This is a genomic window from Desulfovibrio desulfuricans DSM 642, assembly GCF_000420465.1.
GTDB classification, from domain to species: domain Bacteria; phylum Desulfobacterota; class Desulfovibrionia; order Desulfovibrionales; family Desulfovibrionaceae; genus Desulfovibrio; species Desulfovibrio desulfuricans.
In genome coordinates this window covers 286,610-301,431 of record NZ_ATUZ01000015.1, presented here as the reverse complement: position 1 = coordinate 301,431, position 14,822 = coordinate 286,610, and the positions used below count along the sequence as shown (strand labels likewise).

The 14,822-nt window shown below is 55.0% G+C and carries 15 protein-coding genes; 13 read left to right on the top strand and 2 right to left on the bottom strand.

Features of this window, described 5'->3' with window-relative positions; translation table 11 throughout:
* Positions 1–170: 170 nt before the first annotated feature.
* Positions 171–1,499, bottom strand: a complete 1,329-nt coding sequence (locus tag G449_RS16900; RefSeq protein WP_245559860.1) for a bacteriohemerythrin — start codon at positions 1,497–1,499, stop codon at positions 171–173.
* Here G449_RS16900 and G449_RS18650 point away from each other — a divergent pair.
* The 6 genes from G449_RS18650 (at position 1,461) to G449_RS0111130 (ending at position 7,239) form a co-directional block, all read left to right on the top strand.
* Positions 1,461–2,150 carry a hypothetical protein gene (locus tag G449_RS18650; protein ID WP_245559858.1) on the top strand — a complete coding sequence of 230 codons (690 nt, stop codon included), beginning with the start codon at positions 1,461–1,463 and terminating at the stop codon, positions 2,148–2,150. The genes G449_RS16900 and G449_RS18650 overlap by 39 nt on opposite strands.
* A 581-nt stretch (positions 2,151–2,731) precedes the next feature.
* Entirely contained in the window at positions 2,732–3,643 is a 912-nt protein-coding gene (locus G449_RS0111150) for a glutamate/aspartate ABC transporter substrate-binding protein (RefSeq protein WP_022659399.1), read from the top strand.
* Positions 3,644–3,749: 106 nt separating this feature from the next.
* Complete coding sequence (locus G449_RS0111145) at positions 3,750–4,499, top strand: amino acid ABC transporter permease (RefSeq protein WP_022659398.1); 750 nt, start codon at positions 3,750–3,752, stop codon at positions 4,497–4,499.
* On the top strand, positions 4,492–5,169 hold the full coding sequence (locus G449_RS0111140) for an ABC transporter permease subunit (RefSeq protein WP_022659397.1): 678 nt from the start codon (positions 4,492–4,494) through the stop codon (positions 5,167–5,169). The genes G449_RS0111145 and G449_RS0111140 overlap by 8 nt, the downstream gene beginning before the upstream one ends.
* Positions 5,170–5,189: 20 nt before the next feature.
* Positions 5,190–5,918, top strand: a complete 729-nt coding sequence (locus G449_RS0111135; RefSeq protein WP_027180933.1) for an amino acid ABC transporter ATP-binding protein — start codon at positions 5,190–5,192, stop codon at positions 5,916–5,918.
* Positions 5,919–6,330: 412 nt separating this feature from the next.
* Positions 6,331–7,239: a flagellin N-terminal helical domain-containing protein gene (locus tag G449_RS0111130; protein ID WP_022659395.1), complete on the top strand. Its 909-nt coding sequence runs from the start codon at positions 6,331–6,333 to the stop codon at positions 7,237–7,239.
* A 116-nt stretch (positions 7,240–7,355) separates the two neighbouring features.
* On the opposite strand, the gene rnc is transcribed toward G449_RS0111130, so the two are convergent.
* The gene (gene rnc / locus G449_RS0111125; RefSeq protein WP_022659394.1) at positions 7,356–8,099 is read right to left on the bottom strand and encodes a ribonuclease III; all 744 of its coding nucleotides are present in this window, start codon (positions 8,097–8,099) and stop codon (positions 7,356–7,358) included.
* A 101-nt stretch (positions 8,100–8,200) separates the two neighbouring features.
* On the opposite strand from rnc, the gene G449_RS0111120 reads away from it, so the two are divergent.
* From G449_RS0111120 to G449_RS0111085, 7 genes are all read left to right on the top strand, one after another.
* Positions 8,201–8,542, top strand: coding sequence for a hypothetical protein (locus tag G449_RS0111120; RefSeq protein ID WP_022659393.1), 342 nt, complete (start codon positions 8,201–8,203; stop codon positions 8,540–8,542).
* 163 nt (positions 8,543–8,705) lie between these two features.
* Positions 8,706–11,381, top strand: a complete 2,676-nt coding sequence (locus tag G449_RS0111110; RefSeq protein ID WP_022659390.1) for a TIGR03960 family B12-binding radical SAM protein — start codon at positions 8,706–8,708, stop codon at positions 11,379–11,381.
* A gap of 4 nt (positions 11,382–11,385) precedes the next feature.
* Positions 11,386–12,006: a GDSL-type esterase/lipase family protein gene (locus tag G449_RS0111105; protein WP_022659389.1), complete on the top strand. Its 621-nt coding sequence runs from the start codon at positions 11,386–11,388 to the stop codon at positions 12,004–12,006.
* 9 nt (positions 12,007–12,015) lie between these two features.
* Positions 12,016–12,246, top strand: coding sequence for a hypothetical protein (locus tag G449_RS0111100; RefSeq protein WP_022659388.1), 231 nt, complete (start codon positions 12,016–12,018; stop codon positions 12,244–12,246).
* Between the two features lie 596 nt (positions 12,247–12,842).
* Positions 12,843–13,181, top strand: a complete 339-nt coding sequence (locus tag G449_RS16895; protein WP_022659387.1) for a hypothetical protein — start codon at positions 12,843–12,845, stop codon at positions 13,179–13,181.
* 8 nt (positions 13,182–13,189) lie between these two features.
* Positions 13,190–13,744 (top strand): RNA polymerase sigma factor, encoded by a 555-nt coding sequence (locus G449_RS0111090; protein WP_022659386.1) that lies wholly within the window; start codon positions 13,190–13,192, stop codon positions 13,742–13,744.
* A gap of 47 nt (positions 13,745–13,791) precedes the next feature.
* Positions 13,792–14,709, top strand: coding sequence for a rhodanese-like domain-containing protein (locus tag G449_RS0111085; RefSeq protein WP_159060469.1), 918 nt, complete (start codon positions 13,792–13,794; stop codon positions 14,707–14,709).
* Positions 14,710–14,822: the final 113 nt, after the last annotated feature.

Below are 14,822 nucleotides of genomic sequence, written 5' to 3'. Positions count from 1 at the left end.
ATGGTGGAAGAAGGATCCACGCTATTCTCCAAAATCCGAACGTCACAGGCATGAGCGGAGAGAGCCTGCGTCTATCGCATAATAAAAGCCCGTTCCGGTTCAGGAAGCCGCAGGCTAGTGCGCTTTCCTGAACCGGAACGGGCCGTTAACAAACTGCCGAAACAGTGGAATCAGGCAACCCGCCCCTTGCGGGCCGTGCCAAATCTGCCAGCTTTTTTGACATAGGGCGCGTACTGCGCATCCATGCCCATGATGTGCTGCACAAGCCAGTCTTTAAGGAACGAAAGCAAATCCATGCTCAGGGTTATTGTTCCCTGCTTGATGCCCTGCTCCACTTCATTGACCTTGGCCTCAAATTCCCTGTGAATCTGAAGATGTTCCTTGGTGGAGGGGTAATCGGAGTGGACAAAGTGCTTTTCTTCATCCCTGAAGTGTGTACTGGTGTAATCGCGGAGCTTGCGAAGGATGCCGAGCATCTCTTGCGCACTGCTGTTATTGATCATGGCGCTGTGCAGATCATTAATATAGTCAACAAGCAGGCGATGCTGGCTGTCTATATCATTTATGCCAAGATCCATATTGCGCGTCCACTGCACAAACTTGCTTGAAGATGCACGATCATAGTCGCCGCTTGCCAGGGCGCTTACAATCATATCCAGCTCTTCCATGCCGCCCTGAAATGTCAGAAGCGCAGCAGTGAACACCTTCATGTTGCCAGAGGTCTGCTCCGCCACTATGCGGATTTCGTCCAGGGCTTTATTGGCGTCTTCAATATTTTCCGACTGCACTCCGGCAGTGGCGGCCACCGCCTGCAAATGATGGGCTGTGCCGGACATGGTCTCCAAAATTTCGCGCATGCGCTCGCCAGCCACAGAGGCGGAACTGGCGCCTTCAAGGCTGAGACATGCGGCGGCATCCACAGTTTCGGCATTGCGGTGGGCCTCATGCTGAATTGCCTTTACGGCGTCTTCAACTTCCCGCGTGGCGCCCATGGTTTTTTCTGCAAGTTTGCGCACTTCGTCAGCCACAACGGCAAAACCGCGCCCGGCTTCGCCAGCGCGGGCGGCCTCAATGGCTGCGTTGAGGGCCAGCAGGTTGGTCTGGTCGGCAACTTCATTGATGACAGCCATCACCTTGCCGATATTGCTGGCTTTTTCTCCAAGCCCCGCCATGGCTTCCTTAAGCTGCACAATGGTATCTTTGAGTTGCTCAATGGAATTAACAGCCCCGTCAACCTGCTCCTTGCTTGCAGATGCGCTGCCACTGGCCGTTTGCGCGTTTTCAGAAATCTCGCGCACACGCATGGATGATTCGTGCGCCCCCTGAGAGACCGTGTCCATGGCACCGCCAGTTTCGTTCAGGCGGTCGCGCTGCACTGCAACACCCTGGTTCACTTCCGTAACCAGGGTTGCAAGGTTCTGGGCTTCGGCTGAGAGTTTGGCGCAAACAGTATGCGCCTTGTGCAACACGGCATCGCCCTTTTCAAATTTCTCACTCAAGGCTGTATTTTCGGCCTGCGCCGCTTGCAGATTTGCCTGAAGCGCCGCATTGCTGGCCTCAAGCCCGGCTGTGCGTTGCCGCTCGGCAGCCAGATTATCTTCTGTCGAACGCAGCCGCCCAAGGCAATAGGCAAGGCGTTCCTGATTATTGGCACCGCCCAATTCCCCAGCGCGGCTGGCGACTTCATCCATCTGCCCACGCATTTGCCTTGCCTCGGCCAGGACGCGCAGCCACATAATTGCATCAACCGCCAGGCAGGCAGCCGCACCGCCCAAAGCAAGCCACAACAATCCGTCAATTTTTCCAACAACCGCCAAAATAACCAGCATGACCAAAGCAAACGCATGGGAAATAAAAACCATAAACCCACCCTTGTCGGAAAACGGATAATTGTGCCCGAGGCTGAAAAAAACAGCCTCCCAGAAAACCAAGCAGAACAATCATATTATCGTTTATCGGACAATACAAGCAGCACCAATAGCGCCAATTTTGAAAAAAACGTTACATTTATGCGTCTGCCCAAAATCTGGAGGGCAGCACGCGCGAGGTCAACGCAAGCGGATGTCATATTGACACCAGGGCTAATATTTATAATGATGCCGAGGTATTTTAATGAAAATTTTGATGCAGGTGTTCTGCCGCAAACATAACTGGTTGTGGTTCCTGCACTCTAGGAGCGATTTCACCTTGTAATCGCTCTTAAGGCTGTGCGAGCAAACGCCCGCCTGTGAGGCGCGAACGATTTTTACCCGCAGGGGTAAACGCCTGAACATGTGACGTAAAATTTTGCGAATGCATTTCGCATCATTATAATTGCTCAAGAACGCAGCGACGCCTCCCCCCCAAGGCACCAGTCAGCGATGGATCATGCACCGCCAAGCGCCGCATGGTTTGATGTATTTTTCTTTGCCGGTTGCCGCGTACCGTTCTCAGAAGCGTGAAGCGGCGTGCGCTGAACCCATGATAGCGCACCCGGCTTTCTTGCCTGCCAGCATCGGCGCGCCCGAAGAGCGCAGACACTGCACTCTGGCAAGGACTCAGGGAAACTGTTTGCCGTGGACGTGCTCTCGCACAACGGCACCCCATCAAAACCAGAGCACCGTGGATACTGAACGCGGGGCTTGGCTTTTATGGGTCTGGCAAACACCAGTTTCCGGGTAGTTTTCTTCGGCGGCGCTGCTATTTGGCAACGGAGCGCCGTCTTCCGTAAATGCCATTCCAGGAGGAAACCATGGCGCTGAAGAAATCCATTTTGTCCGCTCTGGCGGCTCTGCTTCTGCTGACCTCTGTTCAGGGCGGTCAGGCACAGGCAGAGGAACTCACCGGGACCTTGAAAAAAATCAAGGATACCGGCGTAATTGTTGTGGGTCACCGTGAATCTTCCGTGCCTTTTTCCTACTACGATCTTCAGCAGAACGTCATCGGCTACGCACAGGACTATTCCAACAAGGTTGTGGAAGCCGTTAAAAAACAGCTGAACATGCCCAACCTCCAGGTGCGTTATGTGCCCATCACCTCGCAGAACCGCATTCCCCTGCTGCAAAACGGCACCTTTGATTTCGAGTGTGGCTCGACCACCAACAACCTGGAACGTCAACAGCAGGTTGACTTCTCCAACACCTTTTTTATCATCGGCACCCGCCTGCTGGTCAACAAAGACTCCGGCATCAAGGACTTTGACGGCCTGAAGGGCAAGAACGTTGCCGTGACCTCCGGCACCACCTCTGAAAAGCTGCTGAACAAGATGAATGACGAGAAGGGCCTCGCCATCAACATCATCAGCGTAAAAGACCACGGCGATGCGTTCCGCACTGTGGAATCTGGCCGTGCTGTGGCCTTCTTTATGGATGACGCCCTGCTTGCCGGCGAACGCGCCAAGGCCAAAAAGCCCGCTGACTGGGTCATCCTGGGTACCCCGCAGAGCTTTGAAGCCTACGGCTGCATGGTGCGCAAGGGCGACGCGCAGTTCAAGAAGCTTCTTGACGACGTGATCGCTGCGGAACAGAGCAACGGCAATGCCGAAAAGTCCTTTAACCGCTGGTTCATGCAGCCCATTCCGCCCAAGAACATGAACATGAATTTTGAAATGTCTGACGAAATGAAGGCTCTCTTCAAGGCCCCCAACGACAAGGCCCTGAACTGATTTTAGGCATGCCCGGGAGCTTCAGGCGCAAGCGGGCGCTCCCGGGCATGCGTTTAAGCCCGCTGCACCATGAGATACGTTTTTTACACAGGGATGGAACCAACGAATGCAGGCTAACTGGAACTGGGGCATTTTTTTTGAGCAGGCGCCGTTCGGAAACGTCACCTACTTTAGCTGGCTGGTGGACGGCTTTTTGACGACAGTGGCCCTGTCTGTCTGTGCCTGGATTCTGGCTTTTCTTCTGGGCTCTTTTTTCGGTATTCTCCGCACTCTGCCCAACAAGATTTTGAGCAATATTGGCGCAGCCTATGTGACCGTTTTTCGCAACATACCTCTTATCGTTCAGTTTTTCATATGGTACCTTGCAGCACCCGACCTGCTGCCCTACAAAGCAAGCGTATGGTTCAAGGCAGAACTGAACCCAAACATCCAGTTTTTTGTCATTTCCACCTGCGCGCTGGGCTTCTTTACCGGAGCGCGCGTCTGTGAGCAGGTCAGGTCTGGCATTCAGGCCCTCTCGCGCGGGCAACGCTACGCCGCCCTGGCCCTTGGCCTTACGCTGCCGCAAACCTATCGTCACGTTCTGTTGCCCAATGCCTACCGCATTATCATTCCGCCGTTGACCTCCGAAATGCTCAATATGGTCAAAAACACCGCAGTTGCCTCAACTGTGGGGCTTATTGAACTGACCGCGCAGGCCAACCGCCTTCTGGAATTTTCCGGCTACGCGTATGAATCGTTCATTGCGGTTACGCTTGCCTACGCCTTCCTGAATTTTGTGGTCATGCGTTCCATGAAACTGCTGGAGAACAAAATGCGTTTGCCCTCCATGAGCACAGGAGGCAAAAATGTTTAGCATAGACTGGAGCATCATCCAGCAGAGCCTGCCCCTGCTTGCGCAGGGGGCATTGGTAACGCTCAAGATCACCATTACGGCCATTGCCTTTGGCATGGTGATAGGCACATTGCTGGCAGTGGCGCGCATTTCTGTTTATGCGCCCATGCGCTGGCTCTCCGCCGCCTATGTGAACTGCTTCCGCTCCATCCCCCTTGTGATGGTGCTGCTGTGGTTCTACCTCATTGTGCCGCAGTTTTTGACTTCATTCTTCAATCTCTCGCCGCAAACAGACATCCGGCTCGTTTCCGCCATAGTGGCTTTTACCGCATTTGAGGCGGCCTACTATGCAGAAATTATCCGCGCGGGCATGCGCAGTGTTTCCAGCGGCCAGTATGCGGCATCCCTTGCGCTTGGCATGACCAAGTCGCAAACAATCACCTATGTCATCCTGCCGCAGGCATTCCGCGTCATGACGCCCCTGCTGCTGACCCAGGGCATGATTCTTTTTCAGGATACCGCCCTGGTGTACATCATCGGCCTTGCCGACTTTTTCCGCACCGCTTCCAACATTGGCAAAACAACAGGCTATGAAATTGATATGGTACTGATTGCAGGATCCGGCTACTTTGTGGTCTGCCTCTGTGTTTCAGCCACCGTAACCATGGTAAAAAAGAGACTCAATCAATGATTAATCCCACCGATGAAGCCATGATCATTCTGGAAAACGTATCCAAGTGGTACGGTGACTTCAATGTGCTGAGCCACTGTAGCACGCGCATACACAAGGGCGAGGTTGTTGTGGTATGCGGGCCTTCCGGTTCGGGAAAATCCACGCTGATCAAAACCGTAAACGGCCTTGAACCCGTGCAGTCTGGCAAAATTTTTGTGAACAACACAGAAGTGACCAGCAAAAAAACCAACCTGGCCCAGCTCCGCAGCCACGTTGGCATGGTTTTTCAGCATTTTGAGCTTTTTCCGCACCTGAACATCATCCATAACCTTGTTCTGGCTCAGGAAAAGGTACTCAAGCGCAACCGCGAAGAATCCATGGAAAAGGCCCACATGCTGCTCAAGCGGGTCGGCCTTGAACAGCAGACGGAAAAGTATCCTTCACAGCTCTCCGGCGGGCAGCAGCAACGCGTCGCCATTGCCCGCGCCCTGTGCATGGATCCCGTGGCCATGCTTTTTGACGAACCGACATCAGCACTTGACCCGGAAATGATTAACGAAGTGCTGGATGTCATGGTTGAGCTGGCCTACGAAGGCATGACCATGATGGTCGTTACCCATGAAATGGGCTTTGCCCGCAAGGTCGCCAACCGGGTTCTCTTTATGGAAAACGGCCAGATTCTCGAAGACTCCCCCAAGGACAAATTCTTCGACAATCCGGCAACCCAGCGCGCCAAGGACTTTTTGGCCAACATCATTCCGCACTAATACGCCGCCTCAGGGCGCTGTTAACAGCATAACCCCGGCCTGCTCCCACATACATAAGGGGACAGGCCGGGGTTTTTTGTTGCTGCGTAGCGCCCCGCAGCCATAGCAGGCTGCATATTGCGCAATGGCCGCTCAGGTTGGACTGCGAGTGATAGCCGCCTGCGCTGCCCCCGCATGAGGATGCCGTGCCGCAGCGATGGACATCAGGCTGCATTCGCACCATCGCCTCTGAAGCAGGCAAAGTGGTTTGCGCGAATGCCCTGATATACTGTCAAAAATTCCTCTTCGGGGAGGGAAATTTTTTCCCTCCGCAATTTTAATCTTGTAACTAATTAAATTATAACAATTTTTTTTATTGGCACATGGATTGCATCGTGGCGAGTACAGCTTAGTAACCACCAGGAGGTGTCCCATGTCTTTGGTCATTAACCATAATATGATGGCCGACAATACGGCCAGAAATTTAAATTCACATTACTCGGCACTGGGAAAATCCATGCAGCGCTTGTCGTCTGGTCTTCGCGTCAACAGCGCCGCTGATGATGCCGCAGGTCTGGCAATTCGAGAACTGCAACGCGCCGACATAACCACCCTGCATCAGGGCGCGCGCAATGCGAACGACGCTATCTCCATGATCCAGACCGCCGACGGCGCGCTTGGCATCATCGATGAAAAGCTCACGCGCATGAAGGAACTGGCGGAACAGGCTGCCACCGGCACCTATGACTCCACGCAGCGCCTGATGATCGAGTCCGAGTACCAGGCAATGGCTTCGGAAATTACCCGTATCGCCAATGCCACCGACTTCAACGGTATCCACCTGTTGAACGGCACATTGTCCTCCGACACCCACGATGGCAGCGGTATGACGTCTTCCGGCAAGCTGAAGGTTCACTTTGGCACCGGCAACGATTCTGCCGAAGACTATTACTATATCACCATCGGCTGCACCACCGCGTCTGCCCTTGGCATTGGCAACCAGGCCTACGACACGGCCACCAACACATTGCGGGCGGGCGGCACGGTTTCCACGCAGCAGGCCGCGCAGCAATCGCTTGAGGCCATCACGAAGGCCATTGTGTCCAAGGATAAAATCCGCGCGCACCTTGGCGCGGTGCAGAACCGCCTGGAAAATACGATCACCAACCTGAATACTCAGGCTGAAAATCTCCAGGCTGCTGAATCCCGAATTTCCGACGTGGACGTTGCGACAGAAATGACGTCCTTTGTCCGCAACCAGATTCTCACCCAGTCTGCGGTGGCCATGCTGTCGCAGGCCAACTCCTTGCCGCAGATGGCCATGAAGCTTATTGGCGGTTAGGCCATCATAAACTAGGCTGTGGTGGACCAAAGATGGGAGGCCCGGGGGCTGTGCCCCCGGGCCGGGACAATCCCGACTATGCCCGCATGCTTTGCTGCGGCATATTGGGGGATTTGTCAGTTCTTTTTTGGTATTGCAGTAGACTCAAGAACGGCAAGCGCCTGCTGGGCGGCATTTTGTTCCGCCTTTTTGCAGCTGCTGCCTGTGGCGGCAAATTCGGTTCCATCCGGCAGCCGCAAGGCTATCTCAAAAATTTTGGCATGCTCCGGCCCCTGGCTGCCCATGCGGGTGTAGAGCGGCGCTTCGCCAAAGCGCTGTTGCGAAGCTTCCTGAAGCCTGGTTTTATAGTCCTTGGGCATGGTCTTGCTTGCAGCCGTGGGCCAGCGGTCAGCAAACAGCCGGGCCACCACGCCCTGGGCGGCAGCAAAACCGCCGTCCTCATACACGGCAGCAAGCACTGCCTCCAGCGCATCGCTCAACACGCCATCGCGATTACGGCCCCCCTGGCTTTCTTCTCCTCGTCCCAGTTTCAGCAAGGCAACAAGCCCAATCTTTCGTGCCCGCTCCGCAAGGCTTACGGTACTCACCAGATGCGCCCGCATCTTGGTGAGCTCGCCTTCGCGCGCATCAGGAAATCGCCGGTATAACTGGGCGGAGACGCACAGTTCAAGCACGGCATCGCCTAAAAATTCAAGCCGTTCGTTATGGTTTTGCCCTGTGCCGCATTCATTGGCCCACGAGCTGTGCGTCAGGGCAAGATCCAGCAGCGCGGGCTTTGTAAAGACATACCCGAGCACTGGTTCCAGCACTTTGGCCGCTGCTGCGGGGTCTGTATTGATGGGTGCGTCAAAATTCTGCATGCCCGTACTGTAGTCATTTCAAAACTGTTGGCAACATAAAATACCTTGACATGCGTTGCGCCAATGCCTAGGTAAAACCAACGACTACCGAGGAGTTGAGCATGGCTTATGATATCCGTTTGATGAAGCTGGTGACGGGCGAACTGATCATCGGCAAGTATGACGCCGACAAGGACTGCCTTAACGAGGTGGCCACCCTTCAGACTGTCCCCACCCAGCAGGGTGTGCAGATGGTGCTGTTGCCCTACGGCTATCCCTTTGAACCTGATTTTACGGGCAGCATTGAGGGAAAAAATTTCCTCTACCGCTATGCCAACACCCCCAAGGAACTGCAGGACAAGTACATCGAAGCCTGCACCAATCTGACCGTGGCCGGCGGCCTCGGCAAGATGCAGTTCAGCTCCGAACCCTTTGGCGGTTCCGGCAGCGGCCTTATCAAGTAATTACAAAAAGAACTCTTGCAGCAAACCCCTTTGCGCCCGGCGGCTTTGCCGACTCTGACGGCGCAATACCCGAGAAACGGGGTTTGCCATCACTCTTGGGGCGGCGCAAAACGCCGCCCTTTTTGCACCCTTCGCCTTTTCTCCAACCCACACAAGGATAGACATGCGCCCACTGCTGCCCCTATTGCCCAAACCCAGCCGCTATGCGGGCATTGAGGACAACGCCTGCCGTAAGAACCCCGAAGACGTACGCCTGCGCGTGGCTCTGGCCTTTCCCGATACCTATGATGTGGGCATGTCCTACCTTGGACAAAAAATTCTTTATAATATCGTTAACAGCGAACCGCGCTGGTGGGCAGAGCGCGTCATGGCGCCTGAAAAGGAAGCCGCAGAAATTCTGCGCGCCCACAATACGCCGCTGGCCACGCTGGAATCAGACACGCCCCTGGGCAGCATGCACTGCCTGAGCTTTTCCATTACGCACGAGCTTTGCTACACCAATGTGCTCTACATGCTTGATCTGGCGGGCATCCCGCTGCGCACGGCAGACAGGCCGCAAAGCCTCACCCAATGCCCCCTGGTTATTGCTGGCGGCGGCGCGCTGCTGAGTGCGGAACCGCTGACCCCCTTTGTGGACATCATGGTGCTCGGCGATGGCGAGGAAAGCCTGCCGGACGTGCTGCGCATGCTCGAAAAAGCTCTGGATCAGGGCTGGACCCGCGATGAAATGCTGCTGCAATCGCGCACCATTCCCGGCGTATACGTGCCGTCCCTTTTTCAGCAGGAATTTGACGCCGCAGGCGCTCCCGTATTCCCGCTCAAGCCTCTGCGCGATGACTACCAGCGCCCCACCCGGCGCATTGTGGCCGACCTCAACAATGCGGCCTACCCCACGCGGCAGGTTGTGCCCGTGGGCGCGGTGCACAATCGACTCTCGCTCGAAATCGCGCGCGGCTGTACGCGCGGCTGCCGTTTTTGCCATGCGGGCATGGTTTACCGCCCCGTGCGCGAGCGCTCGCTCGACAATATCAATGAACTCCTGAGCAAATGCCTGAACGAAACGGGCTTTGACGAAATTTCTTTTCTATCTCTGAGCACGGGCGATTTTTCCGCCTTGAAGACCCTGAGCTTCGGCGTGCTTGACCGCTGCGCCCGCGAACAGATCAGCCTCTCCCTGCCCTCGCTGCGTGTTGGCTCCATTGACGACGAAATCATCGAGCGCATGGCCGATCTGCGCCGCACTGGCGTGACGCTCGCCCCCGAGGCTGGCAGCCAGCGCCTGCGCGATGTTATCAACAAGGGCGTTACCGAAGAAGGTCTGCTGCTGCACGCGCAGAAACTGGTCGAACACGGCTGGCGGCTTGTAAAGCTCTATTTCATGATCGGCCTGCCCACAGAAACGGATGAAGACCTTTCGGCCATTGCGGATATCTGCCGCAAGGTTCGCGATGCCGCTGGTCGCGGCAACCCCCGCTTACAGGTAACAGCCGCGCTTTCGCCCTTTGTTCCCAAACCCTTCACGCCCTTCCAGTGGGTGCCGCAGATCGGGCAGGATGAAATCCAGCGCCGCGTCAATCTGGTGCGGACGCAGTTCAAGGGGCAAAAGTTCCTCAAGCTGCGCTGGCACGAACCCGCCATGAGCCACCTTGAGGGCGTTTTGTCGCGTGCAGACCGCCGTATGGCCGATGTGGTGGAAAAGGCCTACCGCAAGGGAGCAGTGTTTACGAGCTGGATGGAACATTTTTCTCTGCCGCCCTGGCTTGAAGCCCTTGAAGAGTGCGGTATCAGCGCGCAGGAATGCACCGGCCCGCGCGAACCCGGCGCGGCCCTGCCCTGGAGCCACCTTGAAGCTGGCATCTCCGAGGAATTTCTGCTGCGTGAACGCGAACGCGCCCTGACGGAAAAAATTACCGATGATTGCCGTTACGGCGCATGCCGCCAGTGCGGCGCATGCGACACCAAGGCAGGCCCTTCGCGCATGCAACACGCATCCGCCCCGTCAGACTCGGACGAACCCGGCCAGCCCCTGCACCGCAACAGGCTTATTTTGCCGCAGCGCGACCAGATGGCCCACGCGCCCACCCTGGACGAGGAAGGCCGCCTTGTGTGCCGCCCGCAAACCAGCCGCCCGCCCAAGATCACGGCGGAGCTGACCATCAAGGCGGCCCAATACCGCCTGTGGCACAGCAAGGCCGGGGGCAGCGCATATCTGAGCCAACTTGAATTGCAGGCCGTGCTTGACCGCGCTCTGCGCAGGGCTGCCATGCCCCTGGCATTTTCGCAGGGTTTCCACCCCATGCCCTTGCTTTCCTTTGGCCGCGCGCTGCCCGTGGGCGTGGAAAGCCAGGCGGAGTGGTTTGCCCTTACCCTGCACAAAAATCTGCCGCCGGAAGAAGTCGCCGCGCGCCTGGCCCCCTTGCTGCCCCCCGGCATGAACGTGCTGCGTGTGGAGCCTGTGGAAAAAAGCCGCCGCACAGAACAGGCCGTTGCCGAAGCCTTTACCCTGCGCATGCCCACTCAGGAAGAAACTGCTGCGGCAGCCCGCTGCTTTGCCGAATTTGCAGAGCTGCCTGAGCGCATGTTCACGCGCGATACCAAGAAAGGCCCGCGCACGGCAAATATCCGACTGATGTTGCGCGGCTGGTCAACAGGGACCAATGAAGCGGGCCAGGTGGAGGCCGTGACATTTACGGCAGACTGGAGTAATAGTTATCTGTCTCCTCTGGTTTTCTGCATGGCAGTGCTTGAAACCCTGGGAACACCCGAAATTCTGCGCCAGCGCATAGGCTTGCTTAAAACAGCGCAGATATTTGCGGACGATCAATCCTATCCAGAGTAACCATATGCCGCATACGACACCAGCCTGGTTCTTTTTTGGCGATTCGCTGACGCAAGGCGTTAATGATTGCCTCATGCCGGGCGGGTGGGTAAGCAGGCTGGCAGTGCTTGCACACAAAACGGGGCTTTGCCCCATACCGCGCGCCACCTTTTATAATCTGGGCGCGCGGCGGCACGGCACGGCTGACATTGCCGCACGCTGGCGTCAGGAGCTGGAAAACAGGCTTATCCCGGGCATGAAGCCGCACCTTGTTTTTTGCGTGGGCGTGGTGGATATGGCCGCCCCAGGCGGCGGCCAGCCCGCAGACCCGGCATTGACGGCATCACTGCTGCACCCCGTGCTGGAAGAAGCGGCAGCAACCGCCCCCACACTGGTGATCAGCCCGCCGCCCGTTGCGGCAGCGGAAGCGAACGCCCGCATCGCGCAACTCTGCAAGCTGCAACAAATGCTGTGCGACCAGCGCGGCATTCCGTTTGCGCAGGTGCATGAGCTTTTGATAACCAATTCCGTCTATATGGACGATCTGAGCGATGGGCTGCACCCCGGATCACAGGGTTGCGCCCAGATGGCGCAAACGCTGCTGGCGCAGCAATGCGTTAGCGAATTCATGCGCGCCGCGCAGTAGGAGAACACAATGGGTTCATGTATTCCCTTCATTGATGAACAGCCTTTTGCAGAACGTGTCAAAACAATGGCGGATGACGAACTGCTCGAAATCTGGGAAGAAACCCAGCAACTTGAAAGCATGTTGTGCAATGCCTTGCACACAGACCTTGCCTTGGCCCCTGATTATGAAAAGGTCATTGTGGAAGAGCTGTTTCTGCGGTCGAGCCGCCGGGTACGGCAGCAGCCGCTGGGCAAGTAATATCCTGCCGATTCCCGCCAAGTCTGGCATGGCAAGAATACACCCTAGCTGACTTGTCTAAATTTGAAGCATTACACCAGCCACAACCTGCCTTACTGTGTACTGCCGTTTTGCGCTCTAGCTGTCATACTGGCACTCCATGTGCCAGTTCGCCATTGAGCAAACGGCTTTAGCTGTACCCTTTCGGCACTCCCCCTGTTTGCGTCCTCATTCTTTCCGCAGGCTCCTGCCTGCCGTGTTACTGTGCTGCTCAACAGGCACACCACACTCACTCCTAATTACCCCCGTTTCCCAACAGACACATCCTGGCTGTGCTATGCCCAAAATATGTGGCCGCAGCGTAGATAAATCAAAGCAGCTATAGTCGCCCGTTCAAGGCCAGCACCCGACATTTTTGTAGGTTGCCTGGCGCTTTTTTGTGCCTTGCAATCGTTCTGCCCGTGTACCCCCTAAAAACGGACACAACTTTTTTACTAATAACATTCTTGTTTAATTGAAAAATTAATTTTCATAAAACAATATTTTGCGCAGACACAATATTCTCTTTTTCAAATCGTTAAAGGAAGTGAGAAACACATACCCCTTACGGAGCCCCTATGAACACCATGATGAAATTTTTAGTTAAACTTGCCGTTGCCATAGTTGTTTTTGGCGTGGCTACCATGTTGCTGTGGAATGCTCTAATCCCCGAACTTTTCAATCTTCCTACACTTTCCATTGCTCAGGCAGTGGGGCTGCTTGTTCTTTCACGCCTTTTGTTTGGCGGGTTTGGCATCCTTAAAGATATGGGCCACTTCGTGGCACGCAAAGAGCGGCAGGCAATACTGGAAAACTGGCATTCCATGTCTCCGGAACAGCGCGCTCAATGTATTGAACGCATCCGCTCACACCATGGCAGGTTTCCTTGCACCAATCGTGACGGTGAACAAAAATAGGAACCAGCATGGCACACCTGCCAAAATCCATCCCCAAGGAAATTTTCAGAAAATGCTATCAGCACCTGAAAACTTTTCTGCAAAAAAAGCTGCCGCAGAATGATGTGGAAGATGTCATTCAAACTGCATTCTATAAGCTGGTGAAAGCAGATCAATTATTGCTTCCGCAGGATGAAATGCTCGCATGGCTTTACCATGTGGCCCGTAACGCAAGCATTGATCTGCTGAAAAAGAAAAAAACAATTTCTGCGGGAGACTGCGGCCCACAAGATCAGGAGGAATTTTCTGGCAACCCACTGGAACTTTTGCTGTTAGATGACGCTCGCCCAGAAGACCAGGTACTGAAAAATCTGTTTTGGGAAGAATTTGAATCCGCTCTGACAGACCTCCCTGAAGAGCAGCGCAATATTTTTGTGCGCACAGAGTTACGGGGCGAATCGTACAACAGCATTTCCAGCGAAACTGGTGTGCCAGTTAACACCCTTATTTCACGCAAGCACTATGCGGTACTGCGGCTGCGCACCAGGCTTGAATCCATAAGACAAGAAATTATCAATTCATAAAGGGGAACAATATGTGGCTGTTTAACGTTTCAATAATAGGAATTGCCATGCTACTTGCTTTTGATCACGCCACACAGGCCTGTGCTTCTGAAGAAACAGAGCAGGAACAGATATTGCGGATAAGTCGCCGGGCCCTCGCTGACAAACACTCGATTACAGCAGCAGAGCTGCAAAAAATAATTACGGCAAAGGATGCTTCATATTTCATTATCAGCCTGCAGAGCCCCCATGAATTTGCCAGAGGCCATATCCCCGGTGCGAATCTGCTCAAACTGGATTACGCACATCCCGATTCTGCCCTCAACCTTCTGCCCCGTGACAAAATAATTGTTGTTACCGACCCCAACGGACAGCAGAGTTGCCAGATGACCACCTTTCTGCGCGAGCTGGGCTATGATGCCAGAACACTGTTACTTGGGATGGCTGGCTGGAACAAGGAATTTGCGGGTACGGGGGCTTTTCCTGAGGGACGCAAACTGCCCCTTGCAAACACTGCAACCCCCTTGCCATTGGTGCCCCCGCAAACCTCCAAAGCATCCAGGCAGAGTGACAGCGACAGCATTTTGCAAAAAACACGCGAGTACGCCAGCCAAAGGCGGCCTGTAAGCATTAGCCACGAAGAATTGGCAGCAATGAAGGACGATGCCCTGCTCGTCAGTATGCAATCTCCAGAGGACTATGCCTATGCGCACATACCCGGTGCAGCAAGCTTGCCCGCAAAAATATTTATTGACGGCGATCAACAGCTGCTACAGCTGCCCCGCGACAAAAAAATTGTGGTCGCATGCTACATTGGCCACTATTCAAATGTTGGCGCAATGATCCTCAACCAGCTGGGGTATGAAGCCTACAGCCTGGATTGGGGGCTCGCCGGGTGGAATATATCTGGATTCAAAAATCAGTCGCCGCTGCTGCAAACTGACCACCGCTTTCCCGCAGAGCATACAGCAGAATACTCCAACTGAGCATACGCGGAACTTAGCGTAAATATCGGTGAGCTGACAATTTGTCTTTTCAGTCTTGTTGCCCGCGCATAACGCAGACAGGCCGGGCATAGCCCGGCCTGTCTTAAATACCC

Bases quoted from the DNA above. Each gene is read 5' to 3' on its own strand.
- G449_RS0111150 (WP_022659399.1), top strand. From the start codon at position 2,732: ATGGCGCTGAAGAAATCCATTTTGTCCGCTCTGGCGGCTCTGCTTCTG.
- G449_RS0111145 (WP_022659398.1), top strand. From the start codon at position 3,750: ATGCAGGCTAACTGGAACTGGGGCATTTTTTTTGAGCAGGCGCCGTTC.
- G449_RS0111140 (WP_022659397.1), top strand. From the start codon at position 4,492: ATGTTTAGCATAGACTGGAGCATCATCCAGCAGAGCCTGCCCCTGCTT.
- G449_RS0111135 (WP_027180933.1), top strand. From the start codon at position 5,190: ATGATCATTCTGGAAAACGTATCCAAGTGGTACGGTGACTTCAATGTG.
- G449_RS0111130 (WP_022659395.1), top strand. From the start codon at position 6,331: ATGTCTTTGGTCATTAACCATAATATGATGGCCGACAATACGGCCAGA.
- rnc (WP_022659394.1), bottom strand. From the start codon at position 8,099: ATGCAGAATTTTGACGCACCCATCAATACAGACCCCGCAGCAGCGGCC.
- G449_RS0111120 (WP_022659393.1), top strand. From the start codon at position 8,201: ATGGCTTATGATATCCGTTTGATGAAGCTGGTGACGGGCGAACTGATC.
- G449_RS0111110 (WP_022659390.1), top strand. From the start codon at position 8,706: ATGCGCCCACTGCTGCCCCTATTGCCCAAACCCAGCCGCTATGCGGGC.
- G449_RS0111105 (WP_022659389.1), top strand. From the start codon at position 11,386: ATGCCGCATACGACACCAGCCTGGTTCTTTTTTGGCGATTCGCTGACG.
- G449_RS0111100 (WP_022659388.1), top strand. From the start codon at position 12,016: ATGGGTTCATGTATTCCCTTCATTGATGAACAGCCTTTTGCAGAACGT.
- G449_RS16895 (WP_022659387.1), top strand. From the start codon at position 12,843: ATGAACACCATGATGAAATTTTTAGTTAAACTTGCCGTTGCCATAGTT.
- G449_RS0111090 (WP_022659386.1), top strand. From the start codon at position 13,190: ATGGCACACCTGCCAAAATCCATCCCCAAGGAAATTTTCAGAAAATGC.
- G449_RS0111085 (WP_159060469.1), top strand. From the start codon at position 13,792: ATGCTACTTGCTTTTGATCACGCCACACAGGCCTGTGCTTCTGAAGAA.